Annotated in this window: 13 protein-coding genes; 7 read left to right on the top strand and 6 right to left on the bottom strand. The window is 71.0% G+C overall.

Going from position 1 to position 18,281, the window contains the following annotated elements; all coding sequences use genetic code 11:
* Positions 1–721: 721 nt before the first annotated feature.
* From GTY58_RS19840 to GTY58_RS19830, 3 genes are all read left to right on the top strand, one after another.
* Positions 722–2,275 (top strand): LamG domain-containing protein, encoded by a 1,554-nt coding sequence (locus tag GTY58_RS19840; protein WP_237529419.1) that lies wholly within the window; start codon positions 722–724, stop codon positions 2,273–2,275.
* 195 nt (positions 2,276–2,470) lie between these two features.
* Positions 2,471–2,683, top strand: a complete 213-nt coding sequence (locus GTY58_RS19835) for a hypothetical protein (protein WP_037644723.1) — start codon at positions 2,471–2,473, stop codon at positions 2,681–2,683.
* A 239-nt stretch (positions 2,684–2,922) separates the two neighbouring features.
* Complete coding sequence (locus GTY58_RS19830; protein WP_010985221.1) at positions 2,923–4,101, top strand: acyltransferase; 1,179 nt, start codon at positions 2,923–2,925, stop codon at positions 4,099–4,101.
* Between the two features lie 133 nt (positions 4,102–4,234).
* Here GTY58_RS19830 and GTY58_RS19825 read toward each other — a convergent pair whose 3' ends face one another.
* Positions 4,235–5,641, bottom strand: a complete 1,407-nt coding sequence (locus tag GTY58_RS19825) for an FG-GAP-like repeat-containing protein (protein ID WP_010985220.1) — start codon at positions 5,639–5,641, stop codon at positions 4,235–4,237.
* 161 nt (positions 5,642–5,802) lie between these two features.
* On the opposite strand from GTY58_RS19825, the gene GTY58_RS19820 reads away from it, so the two are divergent.
* The gene (locus tag GTY58_RS19820; protein WP_010985219.1) at positions 5,803–6,918 is read left to right on the top strand and encodes an ADP-ribosylglycohydrolase family protein; all 1,116 of its coding nucleotides are present in this window, start codon (positions 5,803–5,805) and stop codon (positions 6,916–6,918) included.
* Between the two features lie 40 nt (positions 6,919–6,958).
* Here the strand turns inward: GTY58_RS19820 and GTY58_RS19815 are convergent, their stop codons facing one another.
* Together GTY58_RS19815 and GTY58_RS19810 are read right to left on the bottom strand one after the other, a co-directional pair.
* Positions 6,959–8,527, bottom strand: a complete 1,569-nt coding sequence (locus GTY58_RS19815; RefSeq protein ID WP_010985218.1) for a sodium:solute symporter family protein — start codon at positions 8,525–8,527, stop codon at positions 6,959–6,961.
* A 232-nt stretch (positions 8,528–8,759) separates the two neighbouring features.
* Positions 8,760–9,545 carry an SDR family oxidoreductase gene (locus GTY58_RS19810; protein ID WP_010985217.1) on the bottom strand — a complete coding sequence of 262 codons (786 nt, stop codon included), beginning with the start codon at positions 9,543–9,545 and terminating at the stop codon, positions 8,760–8,762.
* A gap of 89 nt (positions 9,546–9,634) precedes the next feature.
* On the opposite strand from GTY58_RS19810, the gene GTY58_RS19805 reads away from it, so the two are divergent.
* Positions 9,635–10,489 carry a hypothetical protein gene (locus tag GTY58_RS19805; protein WP_010985216.1) on the top strand — a complete coding sequence of 285 codons (855 nt, stop codon included), beginning with the start codon at positions 9,635–9,637 and terminating at the stop codon, positions 10,487–10,489.
* 217 nt (positions 10,490–10,706) lie between these two features.
* Here the strand turns inward: GTY58_RS19805 and GTY58_RS19800 are convergent, their stop codons facing one another.
* The 3 genes from GTY58_RS19800 to GTY58_RS19790 form a co-directional block, all read right to left on the bottom strand.
* Complete coding sequence (locus tag GTY58_RS19800) at positions 10,707–10,916, bottom strand: DUF397 domain-containing protein (RefSeq protein WP_010985215.1); 210 nt, start codon at positions 10,914–10,916, stop codon at positions 10,707–10,709.
* A gap of 229 nt (positions 10,917–11,145) precedes the next feature.
* Entirely contained in the window at positions 11,146–12,003 is an 858-nt protein-coding gene (locus GTY58_RS19795) for a helix-turn-helix transcriptional regulator (protein ID WP_010985214.1), read from the bottom strand.
* Positions 12,004–12,432: 429 nt separating this feature from the next.
* Entirely contained in the window at positions 12,433–13,188 is a 756-nt protein-coding gene (locus GTY58_RS19790; RefSeq protein WP_010985213.1) for a GPP34 family phosphoprotein, read from the bottom strand.
* Positions 13,189–13,525: 337 nt separating this feature from the next.
* Here GTY58_RS19790 and GTY58_RS19785 point away from each other — a divergent pair, with 337 nt between their 5' ends.
* The gene (locus tag GTY58_RS19785; RefSeq protein WP_062804695.1) at positions 13,526–16,093 is read left to right on the top strand and encodes a serine hydrolase; all 2,568 of its coding nucleotides are present in this window, start codon (positions 13,526–13,528) and stop codon (positions 16,091–16,093) included.
* 174 nt (positions 16,094–16,267) lie between these two features.
* Positions 16,268–18,241, top strand: coding sequence for an MFS transporter (locus tag GTY58_RS19780; protein WP_010985211.1), 1,974 nt, complete (start codon positions 16,268–16,270; stop codon positions 18,239–18,241).
* The last annotated feature ends 40 nt before the right edge of the window (positions 18,242–18,281 follow it).

Raw genomic sequence — 18,281 nt, 5'->3', positions numbered from 1 at the left:
GCTGCGCCCGCGGCCCGGCATGAGTACGGCTACTCACCTGCAACTGAGCTGCCAAGAATGCGAGTTGGGACATATTCGCTACGGCGGTGTCAGTGACTCCTGTTAGCCTCCTGCGGCTCGTGTGATCCACGAGCCTCAGGAATTGCATGGGGAGGGCGACGACTTGGCCAGACACAGCCGACTGAGACGGACCGCGGTGGGGGCGGCCGTGGCCGCCACGGTCCTGGCGGCACCGGGAACGGCCGCGGCGGCGGGCAACACACCGCCCGCGCGACCGCTCGTGAAGGACCTCCAGACCGGGAGCAAGGCGTGCGCGGCGGGGGAGGACGCGCGGCCGTACGTGGCGGAACCGCCGAAACTGAGCGCGGTGCTGTACGACCCCGACCGCACCCAGGTCAGCGGTGAGTTCGAGGTCTGGTGGACGGACACCGAGGGCGCCGAGCAGCGCAGGACCTACACGACCACGGCGAAGCTCTCGGGCACCCCGTTCACCCTGCAACTCCCGTCCGACATCCCGCCGACCACCGTCGTCTCCTGGCGGGTGCGCGCCAACGACGGCACCACCACGTCGCCTTGGAGCTCCGCGGGCGAGGACGGCTCGGCCTGCGAGTTCGTGTACGACGACGTGAATCCGGAGAAGGCGGCGCTCTCCTCCCCCGAATACCCGCAGCCACAGGACGTGTTCTGGGTGGACGGAGTGGGCGTGTACGGCCACTTCACCATGGACTCGCCCTCGGACGACGTCGTGGCCTACACATACGGCTTCATCGGCGGCCCCTACGGAACCGTCCGCGCCCAGCAGGCCGGCGGGGCCGTCACCATTCCCTTTCTGCCGCTCGCCTCGGGTCCTCAGCGGCTGACGGTCCGCGCGATCGACCGGGCCGGACGCAGCAGCGGCCAGTCGGCGTACGAATTCAACGTGAAGTCCGGCCACGCCCCCGTCTCCCAGTGGAAGCTCGCCGACCCGGCCGGCACCACCAGCGCGGCCGCCGAAACCGGAACCGCCGCGCGCGCCGGCTCCGGGGTGACCTTCGCGGGAGCCGCGCCGGACGGCACCGGCCTCACCAGCACCGCCCACCTCGACGGCGGCGACCAGGCGTTCCTGACCCCCGACGCCCCGGCCGTGGACACGCACGGGACCTTCGCGGTCAGCGCGTGGGTGCGCCCGGAGCGCACCGACCGGGACATGGCGGTGGTGAGCCAGGGCGCCGGCTCCACGGGAGCCGGGCTCGGACTGCGCAGGGGCGACGAGGGCCCGGTGTGGTCCTTCACCGTCGCCGGCCAGGAGGTCTCGGGCGGCGCTCCGGAGACCGGCGAGTGGGCCCACGTCCTCGGCCTGTACGACGCCGAGACCGGCCTGGCGCAGCTCTACGTCAACGGCCACGAGGCCGGTACGAAGACGAAGGCCGAGCCCACGCGGACCACCGACGCCTTCCGGATCGGCCAGGGCTCCGGTCTGTCGGCCTGGCAGGGCGACATCGGTGACGTCCGCGCCTACGACCGGGTCGTCGTACCCGCCGAGGCCACCGAACTCGGCTACCGCAAGCCGAAGTCGCTCGGCCACTGGTCCCTGGAGACGGCGTCGGACGGTGCCAGCCCCGAGCAGAGCGGCAGGGCGCCGCTGAAGCTGGGCGCGGGCGCGACGGTCTACCGGGTCCCGGACAGCTCCTGCCTGCCGGAGCTCGACCCGGACTGCCCCGTCGTGCCCCTCCCGCTGGTCGGTGACGGCCACCTCCAGCTGGACGGCGAGACGGGCTACGCGGCCACGGAGCAGCCGGTCGCGGACACCTCGGGCAGCTTCACCATCGGCGCCGTCGTACGGCTGGCGGACGCCGAACCCGCCCACCCGATGACCGTGCTGTCGCAGGCCGGCGAGCACACGGACGCCTTCAAGGTGCGCTACCAGCCGTCGGAGCACGCCTGGCAGCTGGTCATGCCGGTCAAGGACGAGCGGGGCGCGGCCGAGACCGTGGTGTCCCAGATCGAATCGGCGGACGGCGGCGAGGGGCAGGGCCACCGTCTCGCGGTCGTGTACGACGACGCCACCGACCAGGTCAAGCTCTACCTGGACGGCGTCGCCGGCACCTCCGCGACCGCGGACTTCCCGGACGGCTGGCACAGCTCGGGCCCGTTGCAGGTGGGCCGCGGCCACACGGCCGACGGCTGGGGCGAGTACCTGCACGGCGACGTCGACGAGGTACAGGCGTACGCGGGGGCGCTGCGGGACCGCGACATCACCGGCCTGGGCTGGGGCACCGACCCTTGCCTGTGCTGATCCCGGCAGCGCGCCGAACCTGAACCGGTCGCCCCGCCGTCAGGTAGTTGCCGTCGGTCAATTCGGGGCCCGGCGTGACGTCGGCCTTCACGACCTGGTTGTGGTCGTGAAGGCCGACGTTGTCCTGGGTGCGGTGCGTGAGCCCGTCATGACCGGCTGACCGCCTGGGGCCCGGCGGTCGGTCTGGACCGGGCGGTGGAGCCGGCCGTCGCCCTCGACCCGGATGGCGCCCGGTATCTGATGCGGCGGGCCGTCACCCTGTTGGCCGTGGGCCGTCCGGACGAAGCGCTGGCCGATCTGACGCGTTACCTCGGTCTTGGCGACGACCTGGTGCGGGCGCACCAGACGCTCGCCCAGGTCCATCTGCCGGCCGCGTCGGCTGACCGGTCTGCTGTCCGGGCCGTGTGAGTGGATCGACGTGGCGTGGCCGGCGACCTGCTCGAAGAACCTCTGCACACCCCCACCAGTGATCACCAGTGACTGTGCGCATTTCGGGTCGTTGGGTGGAGTGCCAAGCCCAGGAGGGGTGGTACCGCCGGTGCTCGCCGAGCCCGGTGTGACGCTCCTTACGGGCCCGGAATGAAACGTGACGAAGAGGCAACGCTCCCCTCCATGTCCCCCATGACTACCTCACGGCAGGTGACGCGATGACCACGGCGACCGGAGCAACCCGGACGCCGCCCGCCACCGCGCCCACGGCCGAGACCGGCCGCACGCCGGCGCCCTCGCTGCCGTCCCTCACCGGCCTGCGGTGGATGGCCGCGCTGCTGGTCTTCGGACTGCATGTGCGCAACTTCGGCTACTTCGACGGCACCGGTGCCCGCATCGCGACGTGGGCGTTCGGGGCCGGCGCCAGTGGGGTGTCGTTCTTCTTCATCCTCTCCGGCTTCGTGCTGATGTGGTCGGCACGGCCGGGGGACCGCGCGCTCGCCTTCTGGCGGCGGCGCATCGCCCGGATCTATCCGGTCCACCTGGTCACCGCCGGGATCGCGCTGCTCATGGGGTTCACCCTGGCCCATCAGCCGAGGCCCACCCTGCACCAGGCGGTGGCCAATGTGCTGCTGGTGCACTCCTGGTGGCGCCTGTGGTGGCAGACGCTGGACCCGGTCAGCTGGTCGCTGGCCTGCGAGGCGTTCTTCTACGCCGCTTTCCCGCTGCTGGCGGTCCTGCTGCGCCGCCTCGGCGCCCGGGGGTCGACGGCGTTGGCCGGGCTGTCGGTGCTGGCGGTCGTGGTCCTCGCCCGGGCGGACGAGCACCACTGGCTGAGCCAGCCGCTCAACTCCTTCCCCGCGGCCCGCCTCCCCGAGTTCGTCCTCGGCGCGGCCGTCGCCCGGCTGGTGATCCTCGGCCGCTGGCGCGGGCCGGGTCTTGAGGCCTCGCTCGCCCTGACGATCATCGGCTACTTCTTCGTTCCCCAGGTCACCGCCGGGTACCCGGCGACGCCGTGCACGGTCGTCGGGTTCGCGCTGCTCATCCCGGCGGCCGCCGTCGCCGACCTGCGCGGTCTGCCGTCGATGTGGCGGCACCCGTGGCTGGTGCGGCTGGGTGAACTCTCGTTCGCCTTCTACATGGTGCACCTGCTGGTGCTGCGGGCCGGCACCAATCTGCTGGGGAAGTACCCGCACTACGGCATGCTGCTCGGACTGGCGGCCACCGCCGCCGCGTTCGCCGTGGCACTGGGCCTGTCCTGGGTCCTGTACGAGGGCGTGGAACGCCCGGCGAGACGCCTCCTGCTCCGCCACCGCCGCTCCGCGCCACCCCGACCGACACCGCGGCCCACACCCCCGAAGCCCCACCCGGAGTCGACCACGGCCCGGGCCGACTAGCGGACGGCCCGGGTTCGGCGCGTCGAGGAGCGGGCGGCACGGCCTCGGCGCGCCGACCCGCCGGACCCGTACGCCCGCCGAACCCGTACGCCCGCCGAACCCGTGCGCCCGCCGTCCCGTCGTCCCCCCTACCTCAGCGTGCGAAGTTCGCCCCGAATCGGGCAGCTTTCTCCGGGGCGTTCAGCGTGCTGGGGCCGAAGGAGGTGATGTTGGTGGTCGTCAGGCCGGTCTTCGAGCCGCGCAGGAGCCAGGCCGCGCCCGAGTTCTGGTACGTACCGTCCTCCTGGGGCGCGCCCACCGCGAGGTCCGCGCGGTTGTTGGCGTTGACGTCCGCGAGCAGCACCGAGGCGCCGAAGAAGTCGCCCTTCTCGGAGGCGCCGGGGACGCCGGACGTGGACTGGGTGAAGGCCTGCGCCCCGGTGCCGGTGAGGCCGGACGGGCCGCCCTTGAGCAGGACCACCGAGCCCGCCTCGCGGATCGAGTCGATGTCCTCGCCGGGCACGCCCACCGCGATGTCCGGGTAGCCGTCGCCGGTCACGTCACCGGCGGCGAGCGAGTAGCCGAACTGGTCGCCGTAGTTCGCGTTGTTGTCGCCCGCCTCGCCGACGCCCGGGACGCCCGTCGTGTCCTGGTTGATCTTCGCGGTACGGGTGGAGAAGCCGGACGCGGAGCCGTAGACGACGCGGATGTCGCCGGCGTCGTACTCCATCATCTCGGAGACCTGGTCGACCTGGCGGGCGATGAAGTCGCCGTAGCCGTCCTTGTTCACGTCGGCGATGACCCCGCCGACCGTGTAGTGGCCGGAGGACTGGAAGGTCTTGCTCAGTCCGGTGGACGTGCCCTTCCACAGGCGGGACTTGTACTGCATCTCCTCGAAGCCGTGCTGGGTGACGACGTCGTCCTTGCCGTCCCCGGTGACGTCGCCGACGGTGAAGCCCTGCGGCCCGTCCTCGTCGTCGAAGGCGAGCGTGTCGGTCCGCGCGGGCACCCCGGCGCGGGTGAAGGGACCGAAGCGCACCTCCAGCGAGCCGCCGACGTTGGCGACGAGGTCGGCGTGCCCGTCGCCGTCGATGTCGCCGCCGCTCACCTGGTACGTCGTCCCGGCGAGCGCGGTGCCGCCGCCCAGGCCCTGCGCGGAGCCCCAGAGCACCACGGGCGTGCGGTAGCCGCCGACGACCAGGTCGGTGTAGCCGTCCTCGTCGAGGTCGCGGGCCGCCGTCCAGCTGCCGAAGTCGTCGTACTCCGTGACGTCCCCGGGCACGCCCTCGGTGGCGCGCGTGATCAGCTTCGGGTGCGCGCTGTCGGCGCCGGCGGAGGAGCCGTACACGACCGAGAGGTAGCCCGCCTCGCCGACGCCCGACACCGTGGCGTTCGGCGCGCTGATCGCCAGGTCGGCGAACCCGTCGCCGTTGAAGTCGATCACCGGCGGCGTCGTCGTGGGCGCGGCGAAGGCCGGTGCGGCCAGGGCCACGGGGGCGGTCAGCAGCGCGGCGAGCGCGGCACAGCCCAGTACGGAACGACGGCGGATGCGGTGGGTCACGAAGACTCCCGGTGTTGGTTCTTGGTACGTCGGTCGTTCATGTTGACCATCGGCGGTACGAAACGGTTGTGGTGCGGATGGTCTCGCGATCGAACGTGGCCCTCAGCCGATCGTTCCCGTTCGATTACAGTGCTGGGCGTTGCGGACGGGAGGAGGGCGTGGTGGGTGCGACAGCCGGTGCCGTCTGGGGCCGTGCCGAACAGCAGGACTTCCGCAGCCGGGTGCGCGGAACGCTGCTGGGCACGGCGGTCGGCGACGCGCTCGGCGCTCCGCTGGACGCGCTCTCCCTGGACGAGATCCGCGAGGCGCACGGCCCGCTGGGGCTCGTCGACCTGACCTTCGGGCACGGCAGGCGCGGCGCGGTCACCCAGCTGACCCAGCTCACGCTCTTCAGCCTCGACGGGCTGATACGCGCCCAGGTCCGCCGGGACACGGGCGCCTGGCATCCGCCGACGGATCTGCACCGGGCGTATCTGCGGTGGGCGGCGACCCAGCACGACTGGGGGCCCGACGAGCGCCGCAAGGAGGACGGCTGGCTGGCGCGCGAGGAGTGGCTGTACGCCCGCCGCTCGCCGTCCCGGGCCTGTCTGCTGGGCTTGGCCGACGAGACCATGGGCACGCCGGGCGCGCCCAAGAACCCGGGCGAGACGGGGCCGGAGGCGGCGGCCCGCTCGGCGCCGTTCGGGCTGCTCGTCGGCTGGGAGCCGCAGCTGGTGCTGCAACTCGCCGTCGAGTGCGCGGCGCAGACGCACGGACACCCCACGGCGTACCTGGCGGCGGGGGCGTACGCCGTCGTCGTGCATGCCCTGGCGCGCGGCGAGAGCCTGGACGCGGGCGTGCAGCGGGCGTTGCAGCTGCTGTCGGCGCGGCCGGGGCAGCAGCCGGTCGCGGACGCGTTGCAGCACGCGCTGGGTGCGGTGCGGCAGGGGATGCCGACGCCGGCGCGGGTGGAGGAGCTGGCCGGGGACGGTACGGCGGAGGGGTTGCTGGCGGTCGCCGTGTACTGCGCGCTGGTGGGGGAGGACGTCCGGCACGGGCTGTGTCTCGCGGTGAACCACGGGGGCCCGTCGGGGGTGGCCGGGGCGCTGACCGGGGGGCTGCTGGGTGCCCTGCACGGCGAGACGGCCCTCCCGCCGGCCTGGCTGGCCGAGCTGGAGGGCCGTCCCACGATGCTGGTCCTGGCGGACGACTTCGCGATGGAGATGACCCAGGGCCCGGCCCTGCACGGGCCGGGCGGGTCCTCGCCGGGGTGGCTGGCCCGCTATCCGCGGGCGTGAGGGGCCGGCACCCGCGGACGGACGATGGACGGGCGCCCGTTCACACGCCCGTCGGGCTGGTGGACGTGCCGTCCGTCTGCGCCTGCGCCGGCACCGCGGCCGCCGTCGAACCGTCGTCGTCCGTGTTGATCTTCTCGATGATCGCGTCCCGCTCCGGTGTGTCCTCCGGCTTCACCAGGCCGATCAGGATGTACAGGACCAGCGAGATCACCATCGGCAGCGCCACCTGGTACTCCAGCTTCACATCCGTGCGCTGGGAGAAGTCCAGGTTGTAGTTGATGAAGAAGAACGCGAGCAGACCGCACGCCCAACTGGTCAGCGCCGCCGTCGGGCCCGACTTACGGAACGGCCGCAGCAGGCCCAGGATGAACGGGATCGCGATCGGGCCCATCAGACCGGCCACCCACTTGATCACCACGGTGATGATGTCCTTGAACGTGGGGGAGTTGACCTGTGTCGCCACCGCCATCGACAGGCCCAGGAACGCGACCGTCGTCACCCGCCCGGCCATCAGGCCCGTCCGGGTGTCCCACGCCCGCGCCGCCTTGTTCAGCACCGGCACGATGTCCCGGGTGAAGACCGCGGCGATCGCGTTCGCGTCGGAGGAGCACATGGCCATCGTGTGCGAGAAGAACCCGACGACGACCAGTCCCAACAGACCGTGGGGGAGCAGCTGTTCGGTCATCAGGCCGTACGCGTCGGACCCGTCCGGCTTCTTGGCGGTGACCAGCAGCGGCGACAGCCACATGGGGATGAAGAGGACGAGGGGCCAGACGAACCACAGTCCCGCCGACAGGAACGCCGACCGCGTGGCCTGCTTGGCGCTGCCCGTCGCCATGTAGCGCTGGGCCTGGTTCCACATGCCGCCGTTGTACTCGAACAGCTTGATGAACAGGTACGCGATGAAGAAGACCGTGAGGTACGGGCCGGCGAAGCCGTTCGCGTGACCGTCCAGCTTGGGCGAGTCCAGCGCCTTGGAGAGGCCGCCCTGGTCGGAGATCTTGTTCAGGGCGATGATCAGCATGGCGAGTCCGGCCAGCAACTGGATGACGAACTGGCCGAGTTCGGTCAGCGCGTCCGCCCACAGGCCGCCGATCGTGCAGTACACGGCGGTGATGCCGCCGGTGATGAGGATGCCCTGGGTGAGCGTGACGCCGGTGAAGACGCTGAGCAGGGTCGCGATGGCCGCCCACTTCGCGCCGACGTCCACGATCTTCAGCAGGATGCCGGACCAGGCCAGCGCCTGCTGCGTGGGCACGTTGTAGCGGTCCTTCAGATACTCCAGCGGCGAGGCGACGTGCAGCCGTGACCGCAGCCGGTTGAGCCGTGGCGCGAACGCCTTGGCGCCGATCGCGACGCCGATGGCGATGGGCAGCGCCCAGGTGACGTAGGACGTGACGCCGTACGTGTACGCGATGCCCGCGTATCCGGTGAACATCACCGCGCTGTAGCCCGACATGTGGTGGGAGATGCCCGACAGCCACCAGGGCATCTTGCCGCCCGCGGTGAAGAAGTCGCTCACGTCGTCCACACGCTTGTGGGACCAGACGCCGATCGCGGTCATCACACCGAAGTACGCGACCAGGACGGCCCAGTCGAGACCGTTCATGTGCCCCCTTCCAGGGTCCGCCTTGTGAACTCCGCTCAGCTGGCTGGCACTTCGCCTGAGCGGGGTAGGGGCGAGGAAGGCCGCGAAGTGCCCGCTCATCGTGAGTTCGCGGGCAGGGCGGCGACAAGCGACCGGATGGTCAAGAGGGGGCAAAATCGTTCTGCTTGCTGACCTTGGTTCAGCTACATGAACGAATGAAGTGGGGTGAACGGCGCGTTCCGTCGGATCCCGGCTACCGCATCAGCTCCCCCGCGTTCACGAGCAGGGACTGTCCGGTGATGGCCCGCGCCCGGTCGGAGGCCAGGAAGACGGCGGCGTCCGCCACGTCGCCGTCGGTCGCCAGGTCGGGAAGCGCCATCCGGTCGGCGAGCCGCTGCCGCACCTCCGCCTCCGGTACGCCCTCCGTGTGCGCCGTGAACTGGACGTACGCCTCCACCGGCGGGCCCCACATCCAGCCCGGCAGGACCGTGTTCACGCGGATCCGGTACGGGCCCAGCTCGCGCGCCAGGGAGTACATCGCGCTCGTCAGCGCGCCCTTCGACGCCGCGTACGCGGCCTGCCGGACCTGCGACGGTGCGGCCACCGACGACTGTGTGCCGATGATGACGACCGAGCCGCCGCACGGCTTCAGCGATGGCAGGCAGGCGCGGGTCATCCGCAGCGTGCCGAGCAGGTTCACGTCGATCACCGACTGCCAGGTGGTGAAGTCCGCGTCCTCCAGGCCGCCGAAGTAGCTGTCCCAGGCGGCCACATGGACCACGGCGTCGATCCGCCCGAACCGCTCCCGGGCCAGTGCCGCGAGGGCGTCGCACTGGCCCTCGTCGGTGATGTCGGTGGCCCGGTACGCCGTGTGCGCGCCGTCCGGGTCGCAGGCGGCCGCGGCTTTGGCGAGGTTCGTCTCCGTGCGCGCCCCGAGCACGGCGTTGCCGCCGTCGCGCACCACGGCCGCCGCGACCTGGTGGCCGAGCCCGGCGCCGACCCCCGAGACGACGACGGTCTTGCCCTGAAGCAGTGACATCGCAGGCCTCCCCGGCTTCCCAGCCCTGGCGCATTGTCTGACGGAGCGTCAGAGTATGGGCGACCGGCGGAGGAAGGAAGGGGAGCGACATGAGCGAGGACACCCGTGGTGAGGACACCCGTAGTGAGGTGTACGCGGAGTTGGCGGCCGTGGGTCCGTACGGCGTCCGCCCGGGCCATGCCCTGATCACCATGGTCGAGCCGCATCCGGGGCACGAGTACGCGTACAACCGCTGGTACGAGGACGACCACTACTACGCCGGCGCGATGGCGATGCCCTGGATGTACGCCGGGCGCCGCTGGGTGGCCACCCGCGACCTCCAGCTGCTGCGCTACCCGGAGAAGTCGGCGGTCGCCCAGCCCGTCTCGGCGGGCTGCTACCTCTCCACGTACTGGGTCACCGACGGCCGCTACGACGACCACATGAAGTGGACGGTGGGCATCAACAAGCGGCTCAATCGCGACAGGCGGGTGTATCAGGACCGTACGCACGTCTTCACCGCGTTCCAGGACCACGAGGCGACCGTGTACCGGGACGGGGCCGTGGGGCCCCGCGACTTCCACGCGCTCGACCACCCGTACGCGGGCCTTGTGGTGGAGGTCGTCGATGCCGACGGGCCGGCCGGGCGTGCCGAGCTGCTGGAGTGGCTGCGCTCGCGTCACCTGCCCGGGCGCCTCGCGGGCTCTCCGTCCGCGATGGTGACGGTGTTCCGCCCGACACCGCTGCCCGGCGACCGTATGACGTATGTGAAGCAGGTCGAGGGCGTGGACACCCGGCTGACGCTGCTGTGGTTCCTGGAGGCGGATCCACGGGAGTGCTGGGAGGCGTACTTCACCGGGCTGGACACGGATGTGCACGAAGCCGGCCTGGGGAGAGTCGAATTGGTGGCGCCGTTCATACCGACGGTCCCGGGGACGGACACGTACGTGGACCGGCTGCGCTGATCCGGGGCGCGCTCCGCAGCGAGTGAGCCGAAGGGGCGAGCACGATCGCCCTCTCACCACAGGCCTTTGCGCCCCGGAGGCGAACCGAGCTCTGAAAAAAGGGGAGGGCCCCCTCGGCCGGGACGGCGGGCCAGTCGAGAGGGCTCTGTCGGTGGTGCGTGTTCAGTTGGGTGGTTCGGTCGGCGCACGGGGTGGTGCGGTGGGTGACGGTGGTGCATCAGCCGAGGTCGAAGGCTCCCCGGCTCACCTCGACCACGAAGGCGTTCCACGAGTCGGCGGGGAAGGCCAGCGTGGGGCCGGCCGGGACCTTGGAGTCCCGTACGGCCATCGCCGCGACGACCGGGGACTTGACCTCGACGCACGCGCCATTTCCCGTGGAGTACGAGGACTTGGTCCAGGTGTCCGTGGCGCCTTGCTGAATTGCCATGTTCGCTCCGCTTTAGCAGTCGTAGTGTTGCTGTCACCGCACAGCGCGTTCGTCTCCGAACCCACGGCGCGGTTTGCGCCAACGTTGTTGCTTGATGGCGTGATCGACGCTACTCGCCAACATCGGCGTGCGGAGCGACTATTCACTCGACCGGATGGCATATTCCGTTGAGGTCTTCCGCCGGAACCCGGTGAAGGTGTACGGTGCCGCGCTTACGCTCCCCGGCCCCTCAGCGGGCGTACTCTTTCGCGATGTCCGCGATGAACTGACGGGATTGCTCCACGTTCAGGGCCTGCGCCCGCAAGTGCTCGTACATGACGCTGTACTTCTGGACGTCGGCCGCTTTCTCCAGGTACAGATCGCTGGTGACGCCCTCGATGTAGACGACGCTCGAATCGGCCGCGTCGGGGAACTCCAGGATCGCGTACTGCCCGTTCAGCCCGGGGTGCGCGCCCATATCGAACGGGATGACCTGCACCGTGACGTGCGGCAGCTGCGACTGCTCGACGAGATGCTCCAACTGCTCGCGCATCAGCGACCGGTTGCCGACGACCCGGCGCAGCGCGGCCTCGTCGAGGACGGTCCACAGGCGCAGGGGGTTGTCCGGTGCGGAGATTCGTTCCTGCCTGCGCAGGCGCACCTGGACGCGCTTGTCGATGTCGCCCGGGGCCGTCTCCGGCAGCGCGCCCGCGATGAGCGCCTCCGCGTAGGGGCGGGTCTGGAGCAGACCGGGGACGACCTGGGGGTCGTAGACGCGCAGGGACGCCGCGTCGGTCTCCAGGCCGATGTACACGCTGTACGGGATGTCGCCGAAGGAGTGCCACCAGCCCTGCTGGCGCGAGTCCTTGGCCATCTGCATCAGCGAATCGACGATCCGGTGGTCCTCGACCTCGTAGACTCCGCACAGATCGCGGACGTCGCGCTGGCTGATACTGCGCCGTCCGTTCTCCAGCCGGCTGATCTTCGACTGGGAGACCAGCAGCCGCTCGGCGACCTCTTCGGCCGTCATGCCCTTGAGTTCACGGAGCCGGCGCAGTTCCTGACCCAGTCGGCGTCGCCGGACGGTGGGATCGACATTGGACGCCACGGGACGTGCACCTCCGGCTGCGGGCCTCTACTTTGCGTATCTGCTGTTGAGCAGACTGCCACCAAGGTGCTTTCTACCGCTGGGAAACGGCGGATATGCGCTGCGTACACGCCAGTTCGGAGATCAAGCCGTTATATCGGGGATATGCGGCATGTATGGCGTGCGTGGTGTGCGCCGTGCGTATGGCCCGTACGGCGGGTGTGTCGCGTACGGGGCGCGCACGGCGTGCGGGGTGCGTATGCGGCCGCGCGGGGCGATGGAGCCGTGTCGTCGTCCGGACGTACGGCCTCATCGCCCCGCGCGGACCAGCGGCTCCCGAACCGGGTCTTGGGGACTGCGGTGCGGCACTGAGGTACTGGCGGTACTGGCGGTGCTGGTACTGCTGGTGGTGCGGGTGCTGCTGGTGGTGCGATGCCGTGGGACTGCGGCTCAGTGGGCCACGGCGCGCGCCATGGATCCGTGGCGCGGTTGCATCGGCATTCCCCTGGCGGGTTCCGGTGCGGGCCTGGCTCCGGGGGCGGCCTGGCGGCCGGCCGGTGCCGGGCTGCGGCGTGGCTGAGCGGCCACACCGTTCTGAACGTCCATGACCGCGTGGGCCACCAGGCCGCCCATGGGGTCATGCCTGATCAGGTCCCGTAGCCGGGAGCGGGACGAGCGTCCCTCATTGCCCGGATACAGGTGCTTGCCGAGACCGACCGCATGGGCCAGCGCGGCGAGCGCCGCGGTCCGCGGGTCCGGCGGGACGCCGGTGCGGATCGCGTTGTCCAGCCGGGCCTTGATCTCCCGGCTGATCGCCGTGTCCGTCGCCTGGTAGCGAGTCGTCGGCAGCACCCCGCACATCTGGCCGGCCACGGCATGCACCATGCCGCACCTCTCCAGATGCGAGAGATAGGTCTGGCGCAACCCCAGCCGGGGTCCGCCAATCCAGTTCACCGCGCGTACGGGTGCTCCGCGTCGGCGAAGCAGTTCCAACGCACAGTCCAGTGTTGGATCTCCTGTCGGCCGTGGCGCCACCACGGCGATACGATCCCCGTCTGGGGCTATCCGTCCGGCCAGCGCCAGCTCCACTAGCTGTGCTCCGGCCAGACCGAGGTCGAGCGACTGCGGCTGTGCGGTGGTACCCGTGGTCGGGTCCAACGCCAGCAGCAGAAGCTCCTCCGGAATTGTTCTGCGGCTCCTGCCCATCCATGCCTCCCCGCGTGGATGAATGACAGGGTGACCCCTCTCACATTGGTCTGTCGAGAGCGCGTGACCGGTTCGTGGTGGAACCGGTAGATATGTCGTTCTCGTCTACCGCAGGGGTTAAGCCCGCACACAGGACACTGGTACATGGTTCGGACAGCGGTGTAATGCGGTGTCCGGGCGAGGATTCACGGTTCGGTCAGGCGCGCTCGTGGGCGTGCGGCGCATGGAGGAGGCATCGGTGGCGGGCGAGTCCCCCGACAGGTCGAAGCAGCATGAGTCGTCGGCAGAACCGACGTCGGGGAGCCCCGCGGCGGTCCCGGGGCCGACGCAGCCACCGGTGAGCGCGGCGAAGGTTTCCGGTGACCCCCGCCTGGCGGTGGCCCGGGAGACGGTCCGGGTCGACCAGGCGACGGCGGTGTTCTCGACGCGGGCGCTGAAGGAGGCGGAGGTCGCCGCGACGGCGCCTGCGGGTACGGGTGGTGCCTCCGAGGGTGCCTCGACGACGTCGGCGTCCTCGGAGACCGCCGGGACCGTTGAGACCGCGGACGCCGCGGACGCCGCGGACGCCGCGGACACCGGTGAGACCGAGGGGATCGGCGGGAAGGGCGACGCCCGGCTGCGGGCGGCGGTGGCGGCCTGGGTGCGCGGGGCCGACGACGAGGGTGGCGACAAGGGCGGCGCCAAGGGCGAGGAGGCCTCCGAGGAGGCCGACGTCGAGCCTGGGGACGAGCCTGGGGACGAGCCTGGGGACGAGCCTGGGGACGAGCCTGGGGATGAGCTTCAGGGCGAATCCGCGGCTGAGGGAGCCTCAGAGGAGGCCGCCGACGAGCCTGAGGAGAAGCCCGAGGAGAAGCCCGAGGCGGAGAAGCCCGCGGCGGAGAAGTCCGCGGCGGAGAAGTCCGCGGCGGAGAAGGCGGACGGCGAGCCCAAGGGGGAGCCCGACGCCGCGGAAGCGCGCGGGAAGGCCGACAAGGCCGCGGAGAAGGCCGCGGCGGCGACTGCCAAGGCCGGGAGCGACGCGTCCGAGAAGGCGTCCGAGAAGGCCGGGAGCGGCGCGTCCGCGAAGGTCGGGAGCGGCGCCTCCGATAAGGCCGGGAGCGACGCGTCCGGGAAGGCCGAGGGCGGCGCGTCCGCGGAGGACGCTGTCGAGGAGCAGTCCCCCGTCGACCAGCCCACCGCCATCTTCAAGGCCGTACGGCGGCCGGCGGTGGACCAGCCCACGACCATGCTGAAGCTGGGCTCCACCAAGCCCGCCGGCGACAAGTCGGGCGCGGACAAGGCCACTGAAAAGCCGTCGGGCAAGCCGGCCACCGCCAAGTCCGCCGACAAGCCCTCGGGCAAGTCCACGGACAAGCCGGCCGACAAGCCCTCGGGCAAGTCCGCCGCCGAGACCCCCGCCGAGCGCACCAGCAAATTCGTCGCCCTCAAGCCGCTGGACGAGCCCGGGTCGGCGAAGCCGAAGGCCACCCCCGCCCCGGGAGCGGCCGCCTCCGGTGCCACCGCCACGGGCGCCGCGGGCATCACCGCCCCCAAGCCGGCCCCGTCGCCCGCCGAGGCGACCGCCGCGATCCCGCAGGTCGGTCCCGAGCGCACCACGCAGCAGCCGCTGCCGCCGAAGCCCCCGCTGGACCTGCTGGCCGAGCTGACGAACACTCCGCCGCCCCCGCAGACCCCGGTGCGCACGATGGTCCGGCGGGTCAAGATCTGGACCCCGCTGCTCATCCTGCTGGTCGTCGTGTTTGCGGTCGCACAGGCCGTACGTCCGTTGCCCACCCCCACCCTGGGGCTGACCGCCGACGAGACGTACACCTTCGAGGGCGGCAAGCTCGACCTGCCCTGGCCGGGTCAGGGGCAGTCCGCCGTCGAGGTCGAGGGCGTCGGCACCGTCGGCACGGCGGGCAAGCAGGCGCCCAAGCCGATCGCGAGCGTCGCCAAGATCATGACGGCGTACGTCATCCTCGAGGAGCACCCGCTCAAGGGGACCGCGGCCGGCGACAAGATCACCGTCGACCAGCAGGCCGAGGACGAGTCCAAGAACGAGGACGAGTCGACGGCGGCCATGACCAAGGGCCAGAAGTTCACCGAGCGGCAGATGCTCCAGATGCTGATGATCCCGTCCGGGAACAACGCGGCACGACTGCTGGCCCGTTGGGACTCCGACAGCGAGACCTTCGTCGGCAAGATGAACGCCGCCGCGAAGAAGCTCGGCATGACGAACTCCACGTACACCGACCCGAGCGGTCTGGAGAAGACCACGGTGAGCACGGCCACCGACCAGCTGAAGCTGGCGAAGGCGGTCATGCAGAAAGAGGTGTTCCGCAGCATCGTCGGCATGGCCAAGGCGGACATCCCCGGCCTCAAGGGAACGATCTACAACAACAACGACCTGCTGGTGAAGCAGGTCGGCGTGATCGGCCTGAAGACCGGTTCGTCGACGCCCGCGGGCGGCAACCTCGTGTGGGCGGCGACCAAGACCGTGAACGGCAAGGTGCGGACGATCTACGGCGCGGTGCTGAACCAGGACGCCGGCACCGGCCGGGTCTGGGACAGCCTCCAGCTGGCGCTCACCAACAGCCAGAAGCTGATCGACAAGGTCCAGCAGGGCCTGATCTCCGCGCCGGTGGTGAAGAAGGGGCAGGTCGTCGGGTACGTGGACGACCAGCTCGGCGGCCGGACCCCGGTCGTCGCCACCGAGAACATGACGGCGGTCGGCTGGCCGGGCCTGAAGACGAAGATCTCGATCGGTGCGGGCGACACGACGGTTCCGCACGAGGCGAAGGCGGGCAAGGTCGTCGGCGAGCTGACGGTCGGCGACGGTTCGAGCCACGCGGTGACGATCCCGGTCGCGCTCCAGTCCGACCTCGCTGAACCGGGCTACGGAGCGAAGTTCACCCGAGTGAGCTGAAACGGCGTACGGCGCGAGCCGTGGCGGCGTACGGGGAAAGGCATCGGACCCCGCCGGAGGGCCCCCACCCGGGGGCTCCCCGGCGGGGTGCGTGCTAGCGTCGCGAAATCGGGGTCGAACGCGGGCCGTGGGCCCGAACGGGAAGAGAAAACGGGACACGGGGAGTGCCTTGAAGTGGCCGCAGTGGAGCCGACACACGCCGATGACTCCCGTCCAGGGAGCAGTTCCACCCCCCGAATAACGCCGCCCGCGCACCTGCACGGCACGAACGGCGCCGCGCGTCCGCCCGGTTCCGCCGACACCCTCGGCGCCCACGACGCCCCCGACACCCTCGGCGCCCACGACGCCCCCGAAACCCTCGGCGGTCCCGACACCCCGGAGACCCCGGACGCCCCCGGCACCCCCGGCAATGAGCACGAGCCCGCCGGACGGTTCGCGCGCCTCCGTCGTCTGATCCACCGCCACCCCGTCCTCTCCGTCACGGCCCTCGCCGGTGTCCTGCATCTCGCCTGGTTCTTCACGTTCGCGAACAGCGGTGGTGACCTCGCGGCGCAGGACGCGTGGGCGGAGTTCGTCGGACGGCACCCGGACTCGGCGTACAACCTGGCCTGGTACGGCGGGATGCACCCGGTGTCGTACAGCGTGGTGTCGCCGTATCTGATGTCCGTGCTCGGGGTGCGGACCACGATGATGATCGCGGGGACCATCTCGGCGGGGCTGCTGACGATGATCCTGATACGCAGCCGGGCGGTGCGTGAGCCGTTGTGGCCCGCACTGGCCGGGGTGTTCGCGCTGCTGTGCAACGCCGTGTCGGGCCGGGTGACGTACGGCCTGGGCATGGCGTTCGGGCTGGGTGCGACCGCCGTCGTGTTCTGCTGGCCCTACCGCTGGCGCTACAAACGCTGGGCGAAGGCCCTGTGCGCGGCGCCGCTCGCCGCGCTCTCCACCGCCGCGTCGCCGGTCGCCGGACTCTTCGTCGGTCTGATCGCGGTGGCCCTCTTCTTCCAGAAGCGCCGTCCTGGCGCGTGGGCGCTGGGTATCGCGCCGACCGTCGTGGTCGCCGTCTCGGCGTGGCTGTTCCCGTTCTCCGGCACCCAGCCGATGGGCATCGGTTCGACGATCCTGCCGTTCCTGTTCTCCGTGGTGGTCTACCTGTTGGTGCCGCGGGAGTGGAAGACGGTACGGATCACGGCGGCGGTGTACGGGCTCGCCGTGTTCGGCGTCTGGGCGGTCAGCTCCCAGATCGGCTCCAACATCACCCGGCTCGCGATGCTCTTCGCGGGGGTCGTCCTGCTGGCGGCCCTCCCCTTCGCCGTGCCGCGCACCCGCAAGTGGTACGCGATCGTGGTCGCCCTCGCCGGATTCACGGGCTGGATCGGCTTCAAGACGGTCGACGACATCATGCATACGACTCCGGCGGCGTCCTGGGCGCGCGAGCTGGCGCCGCTGGTCAACCAGCTCCAGGTGATCGGTGCCGAGAAGGGCCGTGTCGAGGTGGTCCCGGCGCGCTCGCACCGGGAGGCCTCGGCGCTCGCCCCGTACGTGAACCTGGCCCGGGGCTGGAACCGGCAGGCCGACATGGAGCGCAACCCGCTCTTCTACGACGACACACTCAACTCCGCGAACTACCACGAGTGGCTCCAGCGCTGGGCCGTTCACTACGTCGTCCTGCCGAAGGGCGAGCCGGACGGCGACGGGGGGCAGCGGGAGCGGCAGCTGGTGCAGCGCGGGATGCCGTACCTGAAGCAGATCTGGGGCGACGCGAACTGGCAGCTGTTCTCGGTGACCGACCCGACGCCGCTGGCGGACCCGCCGGCCGTCGTGGACCGGGCGAAGCAGGGGGAGCTGACGATCGAGGTGCAGAAGGCGGGGCGCGTCCTCATCCGCATCCCGTACTCCCCGTGGCTGGGTCTGGTCGACGCCGAGGGCAAGAGCGTGAAGCCACCGCAGGAGACGGCGGAGTCCAAGCACCGCGAGGAGGGCACGCCGAAGACGTACGACAACGTCAACGGCTGCCTGATGGAGGAGGAGCAGGACGAGTCCGGAGACAACTGGACGGTCCTGCTGGCTCCGGGCAAGGGCACCTACCGGCTGGCGGCGCCGTACCAGCTCCCGCGGGGGACGCCGTGCCCTGAAGAGCTGCGGTGAGGGGGGTGCGGCGGGGGTGAAACCGCCCCCGCCGCACCCC

It is taken from the genome of Streptomyces sp. SID5469 (assembly GCF_009862865.1).
Classification (GTDB): Bacteria; Actinomycetota; Actinomycetes; order Streptomycetales; family Streptomycetaceae; genus Streptomyces; species Streptomyces avermitilis.
This window is presented reverse-complemented; position numbering and strand designations above follow the sequence as displayed.

Bases quoted from the DNA above. Each gene is read 5' to 3' on its own strand.
- GTY58_RS19840 (WP_237529419.1), top strand. From the start codon at position 722: ATGGACTCGCCCTCGGACGACGTCGTGGCCTACACATACGGCTTCATC.
- GTY58_RS19830 (WP_010985221.1), top strand. From the start codon at position 2,923: ATGACCACGGCGACCGGAGCAACCCGGACGCCGCCCGCCACCGCGCCC.
- GTY58_RS19815 (WP_010985218.1), bottom strand. From the start codon at position 8,527: ATGAACGGTCTCGACTGGGCCGTCCTGGTCGCGTACTTCGGTGTGATG.
- GTY58_RS19810 (WP_010985217.1), bottom strand. From the start codon at position 9,545: ATGTCACTGCTTCAGGGCAAGACCGTCGTCGTCTCGGGGGTCGGCGCC.
- GTY58_RS19805 (WP_010985216.1), top strand. From the start codon at position 9,635: ATGAGCGAGGACACCCGTGGTGAGGACACCCGTAGTGAGGTGTACGCG.
- GTY58_RS19800 (WP_010985215.1), bottom strand. From the start codon at position 10,916: ATGGCAATTCAGCAAGGCGCCACGGACACCTGGACCAAGTCCTCGTAC.
- GTY58_RS19790 (WP_010985213.1), bottom strand. From the start codon at position 13,188: ATGGGCAGGAGCCGCAGAACAATTCCGGAGGAGCTTCTGCTGCTGGCG.